At 62.2% G+C, this 16748-nt stretch carries 18 protein-coding genes; 7 read left to right on the forward strand and 11 right to left on the reverse strand.

The genetic code is table 11. From position 1 onward, the window contains the following. The 3 genes from choW to VGH68_RS10830 all read right to left on the reverse strand — a co-directional run. A partial coding sequence (choW, locus tag VGH68_RS10820; RefSeq protein ID WP_331603608.1) for a choline ABC transporter permease subunit occupies nucleotides 1-791 on the reverse strand: 791 nt, incomplete at its 3' end. After that, complete coding sequence (locus VGH68_RS10825; RefSeq protein WP_331603609.1) at nucleotides 784-1965, reverse strand: glycine betaine/L-proline ABC transporter ATP-binding protein; 1182 nt, start codon at nucleotides 1963-1965, stop codon at nucleotides 784-786. The genes VGH68_RS10825 and choW, both read right to left, overlap by 8 nt. Before the next feature lie 512 nt (nucleotides 1966-2477). Continuing rightward, entirely contained in the window at nucleotides 2478-2729 is a 252-nt protein-coding gene (locus VGH68_RS10830) for a pentapeptide MXKDX repeat protein (protein WP_331603610.1), read from the reverse strand. A gap of 383 nt (nucleotides 2730-3112) precedes the next feature. Between VGH68_RS10830 and VGH68_RS10835 the strand changes: the two genes are divergently transcribed. Next, nucleotides 3113-3688, forward strand: coding sequence for a sigma-70 family RNA polymerase sigma factor (locus VGH68_RS10835; RefSeq protein ID WP_331603611.1), 576 nt, complete (start codon nucleotides 3113-3115; stop codon nucleotides 3686-3688). After that, nucleotides 3685-4329 (forward strand): DUF1109 domain-containing protein, encoded by a 645-nt coding sequence (locus VGH68_RS10840; protein WP_331603613.1) that lies wholly within the window; start codon nucleotides 3685-3687, stop codon nucleotides 4327-4329. The genes VGH68_RS10835 and VGH68_RS10840 overlap by 4 nt, the downstream gene beginning before the upstream one ends. A gap of 20 nt (nucleotides 4330-4349) precedes the next feature. Here the strand turns inward: VGH68_RS10840 and VGH68_RS10845 are convergent, their stop codons facing one another. Then, nucleotides 4350-5150, reverse strand: coding sequence for a YkgJ family cysteine cluster protein (locus VGH68_RS10845; RefSeq protein WP_331603614.1), 801 nt, complete (start codon nucleotides 5148-5150; stop codon nucleotides 4350-4352). Nucleotides 5151-5503: 353 nt separating this feature from the next. Between VGH68_RS10845 and VGH68_RS10850 the strand changes: the two genes are divergently transcribed. Continuing rightward, on the forward strand, nucleotides 5504-6745 hold the full coding sequence (locus tag VGH68_RS10850) for a lactonase family protein (RefSeq protein WP_331603615.1): 1242 nt from the start codon (nucleotides 5504-5506) through the stop codon (nucleotides 6743-6745). A gap of 140 nt (nucleotides 6746-6885) precedes the next feature. On the opposite strand, the gene VGH68_RS10855 is transcribed toward VGH68_RS10850, so the two are convergent. Together VGH68_RS10855 and VGH68_RS10860 are read right to left on the reverse strand one after the other, a co-directional pair. Beyond that, a complete protein-coding gene (locus tag VGH68_RS10855; RefSeq protein ID WP_331603616.1) occupies nucleotides 6886-7530 on the reverse strand; it encodes a DUF1109 domain-containing protein in 645 nt (214 codons plus the stop codon). Between the two features lie 5 nt (nucleotides 7531-7535). Further along, nucleotides 7536-8111: a sigma-70 family RNA polymerase sigma factor gene (locus VGH68_RS10860; protein ID WP_331603618.1), complete on the reverse strand. Its 576-nt coding sequence runs from the start codon at nucleotides 8109-8111 to the stop codon at nucleotides 7536-7538. Between the two features lie 295 nt (nucleotides 8112-8406). On the opposite strand from VGH68_RS10860, the gene VGH68_RS10865 reads away from it, so the two are divergent. Both VGH68_RS10865 and VGH68_RS10870 read left to right on the forward strand, forming a co-directional pair. Beyond that, the gene (locus VGH68_RS10865) at nucleotides 8407-8916 is read left to right on the forward strand and encodes a DoxX family protein (RefSeq protein ID WP_331603619.1); all 510 of its coding nucleotides are present in this window, start codon (nucleotides 8407-8409) and stop codon (nucleotides 8914-8916) included. Between the two features lie 131 nt (nucleotides 8917-9047). Continuing rightward, nucleotides 9048-9395: a DUF4148 domain-containing protein gene (locus VGH68_RS10870; protein WP_331603620.1), complete on the forward strand. Its 348-nt coding sequence runs from the start codon at nucleotides 9048-9050 to the stop codon at nucleotides 9393-9395. A gap of 103 nt (nucleotides 9396-9498) precedes the next feature. Here VGH68_RS10870 and VGH68_RS10875 read toward each other — a convergent pair whose 3' ends face one another. The 4 genes from VGH68_RS10875 to VGH68_RS10890 all read right to left on the reverse strand — a co-directional run bounded on the left by VGH68_RS10875 (nucleotide 9499) and on the right by VGH68_RS10890 (nucleotide 13641). Beyond that, nucleotides 9499-10275 carry a DeoR/GlpR family DNA-binding transcription regulator gene (locus VGH68_RS10875; RefSeq protein ID WP_331603621.1) on the reverse strand — a complete coding sequence of 259 codons (777 nt, stop codon included), beginning with the start codon at nucleotides 10273-10275 and terminating at the stop codon, nucleotides 9499-9501. A 62-nt stretch (nucleotides 10276-10337) separates the two neighbouring features. Beyond that, nucleotides 10338-11339 (reverse strand): 4-hydroxythreonine-4-phosphate dehydrogenase PdxA, encoded by a 1002-nt coding sequence (gene pdxA / locus VGH68_RS10880; protein ID WP_331603623.1) that lies wholly within the window; start codon nucleotides 11337-11339, stop codon nucleotides 10338-10340. Between the two features lie 56 nt (nucleotides 11340-11395). Then, entirely contained in the window at nucleotides 11396-12649 is a 1254-nt protein-coding gene (locus VGH68_RS10885; protein ID WP_331603624.1) for a four-carbon acid sugar kinase family protein, read from the reverse strand. Beyond that, nucleotides 12646-13641, reverse strand: a complete 996-nt coding sequence (locus tag VGH68_RS10890) for a 2-keto-3-deoxygluconate permease (protein ID WP_331603625.1) — start codon at nucleotides 13639-13641, stop codon at nucleotides 12646-12648. Before VGH68_RS10890 ends, VGH68_RS10885 begins: the two co-directional genes overlap by 4 nt. 516 nt (nucleotides 13642-14157) lie before the next feature. Between VGH68_RS10890 and VGH68_RS10895 the strand changes: the two genes are divergently transcribed. Then, nucleotides 14158-15078, forward strand: coding sequence for a 3-hydroxyacyl-CoA dehydrogenase family protein (locus tag VGH68_RS10895; protein WP_331603626.1), 921 nt, complete (start codon nucleotides 14158-14160; stop codon nucleotides 15076-15078). Between the two features lie 55 nt (nucleotides 15079-15133). On the opposite strand, the gene VGH68_RS10900 is transcribed toward VGH68_RS10895, so the two are convergent. Next, nucleotides 15134-16162: an AraC family transcriptional regulator gene (locus VGH68_RS10900; protein WP_331603628.1), complete on the reverse strand. Its 1029-nt coding sequence runs from the start codon at nucleotides 16160-16162 to the stop codon at nucleotides 15134-15136. A gap of 320 nt (nucleotides 16163-16482) precedes the next feature. Between VGH68_RS10900 and VGH68_RS10905 the strand changes: the two genes are divergently transcribed. Further along, nucleotides 16483-16748: 3-keto-5-aminohexanoate cleavage protein (locus tag VGH68_RS10905; protein WP_331603629.1), on the forward strand; the 266-nt coding region annotated here is incomplete at its 3' end.

Consider the following 16748-nt stretch of genomic DNA (forward strand, 5'->3'; position numbering starts at 1 on the left):
TCGAGAATGATCGCGAGCATCACCACCGACAGTCCGCTTTCGAAGCCGAGCCCGATGTCGAGCCGTTGAATACTGGCGAGCACGTCGTTGCCGAGACCGCCCGCGCCGACCATCGACGCGATGATCACCATCGACAGCGCCATCATGATCGTCTGGTTCACACCGGTCATGATCGACGGCAACGCGTTCGGAAACTGCACCTTGTACAGCAGTTGCCAGGGCGTGCAACCGAAAGCCTGCCCCGCTTCGACGATTTCGCGATTCACGTGCTTGATGCCGAGCGACGTCAGACGCACCGCCGGCGGCATCGCGAAGATCACGGTGGAAAGAATGCCGGGCACGCGGCCGAGGCCGAACAGCATCGCAGCCGGAATCAGGTAGACGAACGCGGGCATGGTCTGCATCAGATCGAGCACGGGACGCACGATCATTTCGACCGTGCGGCTCTTCGCGGTCCAGATGCCCAGCGGCACGCCGAGCAGCAGACTGATGAAGGTGGACGACAGCGTGAGCCCGAGCGTGATGACCATCTGATCCCAGAAGCCGGTGCCGTAAATCAGCAGCATCGCGAGCAGCGTGAACAGTGCGAAGCGCCAGCCTACTCGCCACAATCCGATGCCGACGAACAACGCCATCAGCGCCCACATCGGCACGGCTTGCAGACCGTGCTCGATCACCGCGGCGAAGCTCTCGATGACCTTGCCGATCGAGTCGAACGTTTTTGCGTCGTGGTCGAGCAGATAGTGAACGCCGTGATCGACCCAGGCACCCAGCGGAATAATTTCAGACATGGGAACCTCGATGGCGCGTGAGAACGTGCAGCACGTTCGTCTTGTTGACGGAACCGCAGTAGGAGCCGTCCGCTTCGACGACCGGCAACGGCGCGGGACTTGCGACCACGCGCCGGACCACATCGTCTAGCGGCGTCGTGCGCCGGAGGCACTCGACGTAGTTCAGTTTCGCCGACGCGCTGCCGGTTTCGTCGCGGCACACGAAACCACGAATCCTGCGCTCGCCGTCGAGCACGAACGCATAGTCAGCGCTGCCGTTCAACGTGGCGGCCACGCTCGACGCATCGATCTGCGGCGCGTGCGAATGCATCAGCGGCACGGCGTCGGTCTGCATCATGTCGCCGGCCGTCAGATAACGGCTGGTGTCGATGCCTTCGAAGAAAGCGCGCACGTAATCGTCAGCCGGGTTGGTGATGATTTCCTGCGGCGTGCCGATCTGCACCACCTTGCCGCCTTCCATGATCGCGATACGTGTGCCGATGCGCATCGCTTCTTCGAGATCGTGCGACACGAACAGGATCGTGCGCTGCTGCTCGCGCTGCAAATCGAGCAGCACGTTCTGCATCTCTTTGCGCTTGAGCGGATCGAGCGCGGAAAACGCTTCGTCCATGATCATCAGCGACGGGTTGACCGCCAGTGCCCGCGCCAGACCCACGCGTTGCTGCATCCCGCCCGACAGTTGCGCGGGCAGCTTCGCCGAGAACGGCGCGAGGCCGACCTGCTCGAGCACGGTCATCGCACGCGCTTCGCGTTCCTTGCGGCCCACGCCCGCCACTTCGAGCCCGAAGGCGGCGTTGGACAGCACCGTGCGTTGCGGCATCAGCGCGAAGGACTGAAACACCATGCTCATATCCTTGCGGCGCAGCGCCGTCAATTCGGCGCGCGGCACGCTCGCAACATCGCGCCCGTCGATCAGCACCTTCCCCGCCGACGGCTCCACGAGCCGATTGATCAGGCGAATCAGCGTCGACTTGCCGGAACCGGAGAGGCCCATCAGCACGAAGATCTCGCCTTCCTTGACTTCGAACGATACGTTGTGCACGCCGACGATCTGACCCGTGCGTGCGAAGACTTCTTCTTTCGTTGCGCCGCCTGCCAGCATGCCGAGCGCCTGTTTCGGGTTGGTGCCGAACACCTTGCACAGCCCTTCGACCACGACCTTGGGGGAATTCATCGAATGCTCTCCTAGCGTGGCGGACGTCCGTCCGCGCCGTGCATACATAGTTGCCAGAAAAAAGTAGGGCTAGCCGACTATTTGCGACAACCACATGAGGAAATACGACACCCGTGTCGCATGCGCATTGATACGCTGGGCTGAAAGCGATGCTGGGCAAGCGTTTCGGCGGGGCGCGTCGAGGCGGCGGCCGATGTCGCTTTAAGCCAAATGAAGGCTTCGGCGGTGAAGTCCGCTAATGGGGCTGACGGCGGGGGGTGCGGCGGCGCAACTGGCAGGCTCCACGGGTCATGCACGCGGCTGCTGGCGTTGTCGTTGGCTCCCGGCTATTGCGGTCATTCGCCAGCGACGTTTACTCAGGTGAAAAGAGAAGGTATCAGAGGAGGATACCGGCACCGGAGCGTTGCCCGGCAACGATCCAGTGCTTTGGACTGTTCCACATGCGCGGATTCGTGCAAAGAGAAAGTCAGTGCGTCAAAACAGGCGTTTTGACGCGACGCGTCGGACAACGATTACTGCGACATCGCTGCCGAACCCGCGTGATCCATTCCCATCGCATCGTGCTTCTTCATCTTGTCGCCCTTCTTGCCCATCGAACCGTGCGATGCCGAACTCTTGCCCATCGAGTCGTGGGACATCGAATCTTTCGCCATCGAATCTTTCGCCATCGAGTCATGACCCATCGCATCGCTCCCCTGGGCAAATGCGCTCGTGCCTGCGACCGCGAACATCGCGACCATCACCGCGTTAAGAATCGTTTTCATCAAAACCCCCAATAGTTTCAAAATCGCCGGCTATGCGGCGGCTTACATCACGGCTACAGAACGCAGCCTCATCACGTAGTTCGCAACGCAACCTCGCCTGGTTACACGCGCCGGGGTTTATTTCCAGGTCAAATGCGCGCGCTTCGGCGCGTCCCTCCAGAATTTTCCCGACCGTGTAACCGCGCGAGGCGATTTCACGAAATACGGATGTATCCGCGCACGAGCGCCAACGCTCGCTCGCCGGTCGCGCGCGTTGAAGGAGCCAAACGCGATGTCGTCCGCTCGCCAGCCAATTTCTGCGTTTGAGCCGTAAGAAATCCGTCGTGGGGCCGACCAAGCACGGTCAATGAACGAGTTGTGACCCTGCTACAGACGATACCGCGATGACCAAGAAAACCGATCCCTCGCTAACGCGCCCCGGCGAAGAACGTTTGCGAGGCCTGCTGATAAGAGCGCTCGACGGCGATGCTGGCGCATACCACGCGTTCCTTGCCGATCTGACCGGGCATTTACGGGGCTTTCTGCGCAAGCGGCTCTATTACCTGCAGGACGACATCGAAGACATCGTCCAGGAAATCCTCGTGGCCGTGCATAACGCGCGGCACACTTATCGCGCGGAAGAGCCGCTGACCGCCTGGATACACGCGATTGCCCGTTACAAACTTGCCGACCATCTGCGCGCGCGTTCGCGGCGCGAGGCACTGCACGATCCACTTGACGACGAATCGGAATTGTTCGCGGAGTCGGACGTCGAGCCAGCCAATGCGAAACGGGACCTCGACAAGCTGCTTGGCCATCTGCCGGACAAACAGCGCTTGCCGATCGTGCACGTCAAGCTGCAAGGTTTATCGGTCGCCGAAACAGCCCGCTTGACAGGTCTCTCCGAGTCCGCGATCAAGGTCGGCGTCCATCGAGGACTAAAAGCATTGGCATTGAAAATTCGAGGCGCAGCCGTATGAAAACCGATGATTTGATTTCCCTGCTGGCGACCGGCGTCGCGCCCGTCGCCCCTAAGGTTGCGATTCGCTACTTGCTGTCGGCGAGCGCGGTCGCCGCTTTAGGCGCGCTGCTATTGGCTTTGGGCGTGTACGGCCTGCGGCCGGATATCGATCAGATGCTGACCGATCCGTTGTACTGGAGCAAACTGGCTTTTCCGTTGGCTCTGTCGGCCGGCGCCTTCGTTGTGACGACACGGCTTTCCAGGCCCGCAACGGCTATCGGCAGCACGCGAGCCGCGCTACTCGCGTTGCCGGTGGTGGTTCTGTGGCTCGCGGCGATCGCGGATTACCGGTTTGCTGCGCCCGATTCCCGCGACGCGTTGCTGATGGGGCACACATGGCGCACGTGCCCGGTCAATATCGCGTTGCTGTCTGTACCCGGTTTCGTGGCCTTCATGAAAGCGCTCGGCAGCCTCGCGCCTACCCGATTGCGCTCAGCGGGCGCGGCAGCAGGCCTGCTCGCCGGCGCCGTTGCCACGCTCGCGTATTGCCTGCACTGTCCCGAGATGGGCGTTCCATTCTGGGCTGTCTGGTACGTGCTTGGCATTGCGATCCCCACTGCCGCCGGTGCACTGCTGGGTCCGCGAATGCTTCGCTGGTGAACGGCTTGTCGAGCCGCCCGCTACAGTGCGTCCGCAAAGAACCCGATGTAGTCGAATTCGCGCGCACCGGTGTTCGCGGTGCTGACACTTTGCGCGCCGACCGACACCAAAGTGTCTACCGTCGATTGCCGGTTTGAAATCAAGGTCCAGCCAAGCCTGTCCGCACGGTCGGGATTTTCCATTCTGGCTTTCTTCAACGCCGAAATGATCGTGTCCCGGCTCGCCGAATAGACAGTGAATCCTTCGTTGGCGATCGCAGCCGCCGACGCTCCCAGCTGAAAGCACAGCGATTCTTTCGCGTTCGCATCGTTGCGGTCCGATTCCCGGCAGAGGCGAATCAACCTGTCAGTCTCCGAATCGACCAGACGCCCTTGTTCCACGAGGACCAGTTTGTCGTCGCCCCATGCTTCCGGCGGACAGGCCTTGCCGGAAGGCACCAACTCGACGAACGGATTCACTTCGGCGGGATAGATGCGGCAAACGCGCGGCCGGTCTTCATAAGCGCCGCAACGCATGTCTTCGCTCAGATTCGGGCACGCTCCGCTAAACGACGCGACCACGGTGACTGCAATGCGCACCGGCAACTCGCCTGACATGACCGGAAACGAACGTCCACGTTTGTGCGCGGCGAGCAAATCCGTTTCAGGCGGTTCGACCGGCCACGGAATCCCCTCGCAAAATAGCTGCACATCACCCCCCCGCTCGGACCAGACAAGCGCCTCGTCGATGCTCAACGGCAAACGAAGATCATGGCAACACTTGCCGCACATCGTGCATGAAAAATGAACTGTCATTGCAACACTAATGCCGTTGTAAACCATACAGATCCCGCGACGCACCTTTCGGTCGACACCTACCTGGTCCGCGGGCCGATAAACATCCCTGTTAGTTCGTGTTGTGTTGCTTTGCCGTTACAGTGCCCGAGAAATTTTTTTCGTTCGCACGAAGAGAACAATCCAGCAAACGGAGTTATCCGCCCTTCTCGCGCCGAACGATCGATGCTGCTGTCGGGTGTGTCGGGACAGCGGCGTTGCATCACCGGCAGCGGCCGGGCACGCCCGCTCACGCCCATCCCGCTCCCGGGAAAATACTTCGCGCGGTTGTAACCAGCTCGCGCCGTGCAACGAAGTACCCGTTGGCAAGATGACCAGCCACCAGAATCCGCGCGCCCGGCTTGGAGCGCGTCAGACGGCACTCTCCTTCATTCCCGGTTCACCTCAAATACGACGAGGCCATGATGAATAAAAAGCTTGCGGTAACGGCAGCAATGTCAACCCTATTGGCGGCGTGCGGCGGCGGTGGCGACAACCTCAGCCCTGCACCGGTTTCGCAGCTCTTCGCGCAGACCAACGACAGTACCAACGCCGTGGTCCGGTTCACTCGTGGCGCCGACGGTACGCTCACGCCGCAGGCAAGCGTGCAGACCGGTGGAAAAGGAACCAATGGCGTCAATTACTTCATGGGCAACATCGTCGCGCCCGATGCGCTGACCAGCAACAACAGTGTGATTCTGTCGACGGACAAGACACGTCTGTTTGTCGCCAACGCCGGCGACGATACGGTCAGTACGTTCTCCATCAACAGTAATGGCGGCATCACGCTGCTCGCCGTTTCTCCAACCGGCGGCACACGGCCCACGTCGCTTGCCTATCTGAACGGCGTGTTGTACGTAACGCATCAACAAGGCGCACAGGAACTCGGCGCTTATCGGGTTGGTCAGGACGGCAAGCTCACTGCCATAGCTCGATATACCGTCGTTCAGCAGGACGCGCTGCCAACGCAGGTCTCGATCAGTCCGGACGGCAAGTTCGTCGTGGTCAATGGCTTTCTGAAAACGGTCGATCCGGTCCAGCCGGCCAACACATTGCTTGCTTTTCCGATCAACAGCGACGGTTCATTGGGCACGGCTGTCGATAGCGCGTCAGCGGGGGTCGGTCCGTTTGGCGGCCGCTTCGGCACGGGTTCGCTCGCCAGTACCTACGTCGTCACTGAAGCGGCCGGCGACACTGCAAGCTCGTATTCGTTCGCCTCGAACGGCACGTTCACACCGGTTAGCGGCCCGGTGACGGTCACCGGCCAAGCAGCTCCCTGCTGGCTCGCGATCACACCGGACAACAAGTTCGCGTACGTCAGCAGCGGCAGCGGCACCGTCTCGCTGTTCTCGCTCGATAGCACGGGGAAATTGGTCCTTTTGAACGCGACAGCAGCGACGGAGCCGGCCGTGTCGTCCAGCACGTCGAGCTTCGCCAACGACTCGTGGATTAGCCCTGACGGCAAGTATCTGTATCAGGACTACGCGGGGGACGGCAAAATCGTTGCGTACTCGATCTCCGCAAAAGGCGCGCTTACGAAGATTGGCGAGCAGCCCGTCAATACGCAATCGAAAATCAGCCTTCAAGGTTTGACTGGGACCTGAAGCCATCAGACGGCGTCGCTCGATGCCGCCTGTCAGCACGCGCACGATAGAAGACGAACTAGCGCTTGCACGTGCCGGACCACTCGGTGCGCCCGGCCCGGAAACAAGTTGTCGCGAACAGACTTGCGGCCGGCCTGCGCTTACGACCAGCGAAACGCAACACGGGCGAGCAGCGAGCCGCCAAGCGCCGGAATCGCCATCCCGACCGAATACCATGACGCCCAGAACGGCACGCTCATCTCGGGACAGCGCAGTACATAAACCAGCGTACCCACTGCGCCGGACAGCAGGCCGACGACGGCACCGCTAAGCCGCAGCCGCGTGGGCGCCAATCCCCGCATCGCCCAGGACAACGCCAGATAGCACGGCACGGACAACAGCGCGATGAGCAATGGACACTGTCTCCATGTGTGACCGAACACGAGCGCCTGCCGTTCGCCCGCCGGCGTCATCAACAGTTCGGCAAGCGCCACCGCCCAGATGATGCCGTACGGAACGGCAAGCATCAGCCACGCGCGTCCCAGCGACGCCCCGGGGATTGACAAGCGCGCAGCCAGCACGATGGCGGCGACTGCCATCAATAACGGAAAGGCAAGCTTGCCCCAGAACATGGGGGTGGTCACGAGCGTGACGAGATGGGGCTGCACTCCCCGGCTCAGGACGATGGCCGCAATCGCCCCGACCGCCCCCACGGCCAACGCGATGCAGAACCGGTTCAGGACGGCACGCCGGCGCTGGGGTACCAGGCCCGCCGCGAGAAGGCAGATCACGTGCTCTGTTTTCATGTCGCCTACCCTCGAATCAGGCGCGACAGCGCCTTGATGCCACGATGAATGCCGATCTTGACCGCTGCTTCTGAAAGCCCCGTCAACTTCGCCGTTTCTGCTATCGACATCCCACACAGCCGGACGTGCTCGATCGGCGCGCGCTGACGCTCGGGCAATCGTTGCAGCAGGCTATCGATGTCGCGTCGTGCATCGAGCGACTCGTTCTCCGACCGTGCGAACAGTTCCATTTCATCCTCGATGGGATCATGCAGCGCCTCGCGGTGCGCACGGCCACGCAAAAAATCGGCAACCTTGTGTCGAACGATCGCCGCTGCCCATGCGGTCAAGGGCACCTCGTTCCGATACGTGTGAAGGCCATTGTGTAAAGCGAATAACACCTCCTGAAGCACGTCCTCGATGTCGTCCTCGTAAGAATGCAAACGCCGCCTGAGCATGCCGCGCAGATAACCAGAAAGAATTTCCAGGAACGACGCATAGGCGATCGCATCGCCATCGAGCGCAAGGTGCAGCAAACCTTTCAACCGTCCTTCCACGCCATTCGCAAGCGCGTGCCTGGTCGTTTGGTCGGGCACGATCACTGACACTTATCCATCGATCTATCTCTGTTGAAAAATTGCGCGCATTCGCTGCCGCGCTCGCTGGACCCATATATATGAAGTCGTCGAGACACGCAGATTGGTTACACGTCGCGTCAAAAATTTGTTTGTGCCGCGAATCGTGAAAGCGATGTAACCAGTTGGCCTTTTCCCGGGACTTACTGGATATCAGCACGCAATCGGTGGCGCCCCGACGGCAACCCGAGCCTGCGTCCTCTTTTATCGTTTCCCGAAAAAGGGCTTCAGCATGACTATGATCCGCTCCATCTTGAATCTCATGAGCCCTGCGTTGCTAGCGGAGCGCCTCGGCCGCTGGTCGCCCCTACCGCTGCGTTTCATCGTCGGCTATGGCTTCATCGCGCATGGCTACGCCAAGATCCTCAAGGATCCTGAGCACTTCGCGGCGCTCCTGCATGCGCTGAACGTGCCGGCTCCGCACTTCATGGCATGGATGACAATCGCGATCGAATTACTAGGTGGTTTTGCGATCCTGGTCGGTGCGTTCGTCCCATTAGTCACGATACCGATGATCGTGGTTCTGCTTGTCGCGACTTTCACCGTGCATCTGCCGTTCGGTTTTACGTCGATCAAGCTGATGGCGGTCACGTCCGCTGGACCGCAATTCGGGCCGCCCGGGTATGAGACGGATCTGCTCTACCTCGCGTGTCTCGTCGCACTGGTGTTCGGCGGTGCCGGCCCGCTTGCGATAGACAACCTGCTTCCGTGGCGCAAAGCGCGTCTGCCGTCGCCCGCCTTCGGCATGTCGGTCGACAGTACAGCCCGATAAACACCGCGTCGACACCACACCGGAGTTCAGGGAACGCGCGGAACTGCGGCGTTAATTCCGCGCGTGTAATAGCCGGACGCAAGCTCTCAGAAATCTGGCTCAGATCCATTCATTGCTATCAGGAGCACCAAATGAACACCAGAAGCATATGTATCGCACTGGCTTTGGCCATTTCTTCTGTCGTATCGATCACCCATGCATCGGCTCAGGAGAAAACGCGAGCAGAAGTCCGCCAGGAACTTATCGACGCGCAGAACAACGGCTTGAACTTCGTGACCGATGCATCGTACCCGGACGTAAGCCGGGTCTATCAGAGCCAGGTCGAGCACCTGAAGATGCTGCACAGCGGCAGCGGCCCCGCGACTTCGGGTGCCAGTGACGCGGGTCGAAAGCCCGAGGCCCCAATGGACAGCGGCAGGCATGCCAAGGATGACTGTGTCGGACCAGCCGGATTCTGCAACCCGTATTTCGGCAGTTAAAAACGTGCGCCATTTATGCGTCCGTCAATACAGGCCCAACAGATTTGCTGCCATCGGTCGCCAACGAAGCTCGTCAGTACAAACACGCGACGAACGCGCGCTTCTATGCTCCCGGTGCCAGCTCGACAATCACCTCTTCGCGTTCGCGAAACGGTGCCACCGTTGCTTCGTCGGCCTGCGACGAAGTGATCAGCCGCCAGTGGCGCGGCAGTGGTGTCCAATGTTGCTGACGCGCGCGGCCAAGCTTGGTCGGATCAGCGAGCACGATAAGCTCGGCCGCGCGAGCAACGATGCATTCCTTCAGATAGGCCTGTTGCACCGACGCTTCGCACAGGCCGAATCCGGCCACCACGCCGTCCGCGCCGAGAAATGCGATGTCCACGGTCAGTCGCCCGAGAATCAGCTCGGCCAGCGGGCCAAGCGTGCTCATGCTCGAACTGCGCAGCTCCCCACCGATCAGCGTCAACCGTACGCCGGGCGCATTGGCGAGCGACATCACCGCAAGCAGATTGTTCGTCACGACATGCAGGTCTTCCCGCGTCGACAGATGCCGCGCTAGCGCGGCGCAGGTCGTACCGCCGTCGAGCAGCACGGTGTCGCCCTCGCGGACATGTGCGGCGGCCGCCAGCGCGATGGCTTCTTTCTGTTCGTACTGCGCCGCCTTGCGCTCCTCGAGCGACGCTTCCGGTTCGTGCATACCGACCAGCGCGGTCGCGCCGCCATAAGTGCGCACGAGCCGCCGCTGCTTTTCGAGCACGGTCAGGTCGCGCCGGATCGTTGCCTCCGAAACGCCTAGCGCGGCGCACAGTTCCTCGACGTTGGCCTTGCGGGTACGCACCAGTTCGACAATGGTCTGATGGCGATCGGTGGTCTTTTTCACGTCTTGAGCGGCAGAAGAAGGGGACCCAATGTTACCCGAGCCCCAACGAGGTGGCCGTGCGCTCAGGCACGGCGGGTCGCCAGCTCCGCGCCCTGACGCAACGCTTCGAGCATGCTGCCCTCGTCGACGACGCCCTTGCCTGCGATGTCAAACGCAGTTCCGTGATCGACGGACGTGCGGATCACGTCCAATCCCACCGTTACATTCACACCCGCCTCGAGGCCCAGCACCTTCACCGGACCGTGCCCCTGGTCGTGATACATCGCCACGACCAGATCGAAGTCGCCGCGGCCTGCGCGGAAAAACAACGTGTCTGCGGGCAGCGGGCCGGTTACATCGAGTCCGCGCTCCTGCAGCAGCTTGACCGCCGGGATGATCTTTTCCTCTTCCTCGCCGTAGCCGAACAGGCCGTTCTCGCCCGCATGCGGATTGATCCCGCACACGCCGATGCGTGGCTTCTCGATGCCCGCCTTCACGAGCGTCGCGTTGCCGCGTTCGATCGTCCGCTGCACCAGGCCCGGTTCGATCTTACGGATCGCGTCGATGATGCCAATGTGGGTGGTCACGTGGATCACCCGCAACTGCGGCGCGACCAGCATCATCGATACTTCGTCGACCCCCGTCAGATGCGCGAGCATCTCGGTGTGGCCCGGATATTTGTGGCCGCCCGCGTGCAGTGCTTCCTTATTGAGTGGCGCCGTGCAGATAGCGTCGATCTGGCCGGTCTGCGCGAGCTCGACCGCGCGCTCGATGTACCGGTACGCCGCATCACCGGCCACGGCCGACAGCTGTCCGAATGGCAGATCGTCGGGAATCAGCCCGAGGTCGATGCAGTCGATCGTGCCCTGCTCGTAACGCGCCTGGGCCGCATCGTCGATACGGCGAATCGTCACGCCCGCGCCGACGATTTCGTTTGCTCGCTCGAGACGCTTCGCGTCGCCAATCACGAGCGGACGGCATTGCGCATAGACCGATCCGTGCGTCAGGCTCTTGACGACGACCTCCGCGCCAACGCCAGCCGCATCGCCCATCGTGATGCCGATTACAGGAAGATAGTTGCTCATGATGTGATCTCTTTAGACTTGCAGGGTTTGCTTCTGTCCATTCACGGACGTCCGTATCAGCAGACTTTCGGTTCGCTTTCGTTACGCAGCGTGAGCCACGCCGCGTACAGTGCGTGGTCGGTTCCGAACGCGCCGGCCTTCGTCACGATACCCGGGCAATGCTCGCGCGTTGCATCGAGCGGCCGCGCGACCGCGACACCGGCTTCGACCTCTGCCAGTAGATGCAGGTTGCTGATTCGCGCGGCCGCGAGCATCGCTCGTGCGGTTTCTCCGCCGGTGGCGATCAGGCCGCCTATCTTCGCGAAATACGGCTCGACGAGGGCGGCGAGCGCTGTCGATAGCAGCACGCCCTCGGCCGGGTCGAACGCGTCGTCACGGCCGATGCGCAGCAGCAGATCGCGGCCAGCCTGCATGGACACGGCAATCTGTTGCCGCCACGACAGCCAGTCGCGGTGACCCGCACCGCCGCGCAGCACGGCGGGCGGCACCACCAGTTCCTCGACGCCACCGCGCTCGCGCAGCATCGCGCACTGGCGGTCGGTCACCGCGGAGAGGCTGCCGACAAGGACCAGAATCGGGCCACCGGAAAACGTGGCGCTGTGCGCATCGCTGCGTGCATTCTCGCGCTGATCGAGCGATGCGATCTCGCGCGCGAGACCACCGGAGCCGACCCAGAAAAACGCCGCGTTGCTTTGCAGCGTCGCGCGCGCCAGCGCGCGCAGATCCTCTTCGCTTTGTGCGTCGACGATCAGTGCCTGCACACCGCCTGCGGCCATCGCGTCGATGCGGGCCGCGAGCGATTCAACGTTATCGCGTAACGCGTCCGCGGCTAGACGCTCAGACGCGAGACCGGCGGCCTGAAGCTGTGCCGCGATGTCCGCGCAGCGGCCCGCGTGCTCCAGCTGCCACGTCGCTGTCTGTTCCAGCGGCTCACCGTACACGTAGACCCGGCCGTCGCGCACCGTGCGTCCGGTGGCCGGAAACGCGGGAGCAACGATGGCCATGCCCGCAAGCGCCTGCAAGCCTGCCACTTCGGCGGCCCAGTTGCCACGCAACGTCGAATCGATCTTCTTGTAAAGACGATGCCCGCTCATACTCATCTGCGCGTACGCGGCCGCGGTGCGCGCCGATGCGTCTTCAGGCGCGAGACGGCGCGTATCGGTATCGACGGCGATCGTGTCCGCGTCGTCATGCGCGTTCGTGCGGGTTGCTTCCAGCGTGACGACCGTACGGTGCCCCGCGCCGGCAAAGCCGATCGCGCAGTCCGCGGCACCGGACAGGTCGTCGGCCAGGATCAGCAGCTTCGTCATGCGAGGTCTCGCTGATGGTGGGCGTGCGCTTTGTCCGCGCGCTGCTGGTAGCGCTTCGCGATCGTCGCGGTCAGGATCGGCGAAAGGATCGCCGTCACGACCACACACGCGGCGACCAGCAGGGTCGCGCTTTGTGCCGCCTGGTTGTAGACCGGATTGGCCGCGGCGACGAGCGCGGGCACAGCCGCCGCGTTGCCCGCCGTATTGGCCGCGGCCACGCCGGCGACACCCGTGCCGCCTGTCAGGCGATCGGCGAAGTACAGCGGAATACCCGTGACGATGACCACCGCGACGCCGAGCCCGATACCGAGCAGACCCGCCTGCCACACCTTGTGCAGGTCGAGACCGGCGCCCAGCGCCAGCGCGAAGAACGGAATCATCACAGGCACGGCCTTCGCGAGGAAACTGCGCATCTCGCGGTCCAGATTGCCCAGCAGCATGCCGAGCGCGAGCGGCAGGATGCTGCCGACCAGCGTCTGCCACGGGAACGCCGAGAGCCCTGCTACGCCGAGCGTCACCATCGTGAGGAACGGTCCGGACTCGAGCGACATGAGCGTGTAGGCGCCCACGTCTTCCGAGCGGCCATACTGACCCATCAGCGCCATGTAAAGGCCGCCGTTGGTGTCGTTCATCGCGGCGACGACGGCGAGCGTCGAGATACCGGCGAAAAGCCCGGCAGAGACGGGCTGCTCGCCGAGGATGCGTCCAAGAATCACGCCGACGATCACCGCCGCGCCCACCTTCGTGAGGAGCAGCGCGCCGCCCTTTTTCATCAGATAGGGCGTCGCCTTGACGTCGATGCTCGCGCCCATGCACACGTAGAACACGGCGAGGATCGGCAACGCGCCGGTGAACAGCGCGCTGGTGAATGAACCGAAGAACTTCGGCATGCCCGGCATGAACGTCGCCACCATCGAGCCCACCAGCAAGGGCACGATCATCATGCCGCCGGGGATGCGTTCGATCGAGCGCTTAATGGGAATCTGAACCATGCATGTCTCCTGGCTTTATTTGGTCATAGTGATTGCTTCGCGCGCGGATGCAATCAGAAATGATCGAACCGATCAAATGGAAGTGTAGTGTCACCGGGCCAATTGCGCAATCCAATCACGACAATGATCGGTTCAATCAGAGGACGCTTTTGGTGAGCGACGGCTTTGACACGACGTTGCCGGCGTGCGCGTTGGCCGTGGCTCCTAACCTGTTCCCGGTACCGGTCTGCCAATCGCGGCCCGAGCAGCTCATGCTCAACTAGAGCCTGACCTTGACAATGCGCGCAACGCCCATGCCTGTCGCGCGGATGCCGAACGGGCTCGGCTTCGACCGCCCGAACCGATCGCGTCAGTGCTTTCCCTGGAAGGTCCAGCCGTCCGGCTCGCGCTTGACGAGGATGTCCCGGCAGGACGCCGTATTGTCCGTGAATGACCTTAACGGAACGCGCGCTTTACTTAGGATGAAGCTTGATAAAAGACAGCCGGCTCCATGGCTGGAAAGAAATGGGAGAGACGATGGTGAACCGCCAGCTGAATGTAGCCGTAATCGGAGCCGCTCTCATGGGGCATGCAATTGCGCAGGTATTTGCAAGCGCCGGCCATCAAACCACGCTGACGGACTCCGATGACGAGACCCTCGCCTCGGCACCGGCGCATATCGAGCACAACCTGAATCAGATGGGAATCGAAGCGGCGCCCGTCCTCTCTCATCTGCGACTGAACGACAGCCTGGTGGACGCGGTCAAGGATGCGGCGATCGTCATCGAGGCGGTTCCCGAGCGACTCGACCTGAAGCAAAGACTCTTCGCGATCGTCGCCGAAGCGGCGCCGGCCACCGCGGTGCTGGCGAGCAACACCTCCGTGATTCCGATCACCGACATCGGTGCACAGCTGCCACCGTCGGCGCGAGCGCGCGTGCTCGGCACGCACTGGTGGAATCCGCCGCATCTCGTCCCGCTGGTGGAGGTGATACGTACCCCGTTCACGGCGCCCGAGGTGTTCGACGACACGTTCGATCTGCTCGAACGTGTCGGCAAGCGTCCCGTCAAGGCCCAGCGCGACATCACCGGTTTCATCGGCAATCGTCTTCAGCATGCGCTCTGGCGCGAAGCGTTCTTTCTCGTGCAAAGCGGCGTGTGCGATGCACAAACCATCGACACGGTCGTCAAGCAAAGCTTTGGTCTGCGCTCGCCGGTACTGGGGCCGATGGAGAACGCAGACCTCGTTGGCCTCGAACTCGTTCAGGCAATCCACGACCTGATTTTCCCGACGCTGGACTGCGCGACAACAGCGTCGCCGCTGCTGGCCGGGTGCATCGAAGCCGGGCACACCGGAATGAAACAGGGCGAGGGGCTCAGGAAATGGACGCCGGAGCAAGCGGAGCGCGTCCGGTCGACACTCGCGCTTCATCTGATCTCGGCTACGCGCACGGCTTAGGATCGCGATGGCAACGGCAGCGCTGATTCATTACCTGGCCGAGCGGGCCGGCGAGTTACTGTTCGCGGATGTCACCGGGCCCCTTGCCGGTCCATCGCTTGAGTGCCCGCCGGAAGTTGGCGGTATCGGTGAAGCCCACCAGCATCGCGACGTCTTCGGTGCTCATCCGGGTCGTCTTCAGATACTCGGTCGCAAGCGAACAGCGCACGTCGTTCACGATCGCGATAAACGACGTACCTTCCGCTTCGAGGCGACGTCGCAATGTTCTACTGGTCATTTTCAGCGTGGCCGCCACCGTTTCCATACCCGGGAATTCGCCGGGATTGCGCATCAGCACCTGGTAGACCTCACCGGACGCGCCGAACGACGTCTTGGCCTGCCCGATCAGCCGGTCACAAGTTTCCTGCAAAAGCGCCGCCGAGTGTCTATGCGCCAGTTGCGGCCTGACTTCGAGGATTGCGCTGTCATAGATGAGCTCGCACTGCGGCGCGCCGAAGTCGCACGGGCAACCGAGGTACTCGGGGTAGATATCGGCATGAGCCGGCGCGGGGTACGAAAAGCGCGCGCGAATCGGCGGGCAAAGTCTGCCGGCAACGTCCTGCAGGTGGGTCACGTGCTGCGTGTATTGCTGTTCGAGCAGGAACTGCTGCACGTCGTGGTGAAGATTCGAGTCGAACGCGTCCGGAAAAGTCCACACCGCCCGATCGGGAAACTCTTGCCATTCGATCGTCAGCGTGGGCGTCGCCAGACGATGATATTTAACGCCGAGGCGGAAGTAGTCGCGCAACGACAGGCACGACATCAGCGCATAGCCATACATGCCGTAGGCCGCCAGATGCAGGCGCGAACCGGTCCTGAACGGCGTGGCCGGGTCGGCCGACAGGTTGACCGCATTGCGGCAAACCGCAGCGTACTGACGCACGGACGTCAACACCGACGCGTCGTAAATCTGGTCGGGCGATACGCCGCTTCCCTTCAGGCTGTCCTGCGGCGCAATGCCTTGTTCCGCGAGCACTTCAACCAGCGCAGCGATCTTGTACGGCGCGTAGATGCGCTCGTTGAGCAGCGGAAACCGGGCAGACATCGTCTCTCCTGAAATGTCCTGCAAGGACATTCAACTGTCCGTTAAAGACCTTACCAAATCGATCGTAGCTCACTAACATGGCAATAACAAGAGTGAGCGGCGCGATGATCGCGCAACTCGCCAGAATGAAGGAGACACGCATGCTTACCCTCTTCCGCGCCCGGTCGCGCAGGCCCTGTCCCGGCGCACGCGCCGCGCCCGCACTCCATCACTGAAATCAAAGCGGCGTCCGGCACGGTCTTTTCGAGCCACCACATTCGCCGGACCTTCGCACCCGCCGTTATCGCCGCCGCATGACCACTTCGGCAAAGGACCGATCAATGAGCAACGCAAACCGTAAAGTCATCATTACGTGCGCCGTGACGGGCTCCGCGCACGTCCCTTCGATGTCGGAATATCTGCCCTTCACGCCGGACGACATCAGAAAGCAAGCGCTCGAAGCCGCGCAAGCGGGCGCCGCCATCCTGCACCTGCACGCGCGCAATCCCGCGGATGGACGACCGACGCCGTCGCCCGATGTGTTCCGCCAGTTCGTTCCCGCGATCGCCGCCGAAACCGACGCCGTCATCAACATTTCGACCGGCGG

Source organism: Paraburkholderia sp. (genome assembly GCF_036488505.1).
GTDB lineage: Bacteria > Pseudomonadota > Gammaproteobacteria > Burkholderiales > Burkholderiaceae > Paraburkholderia.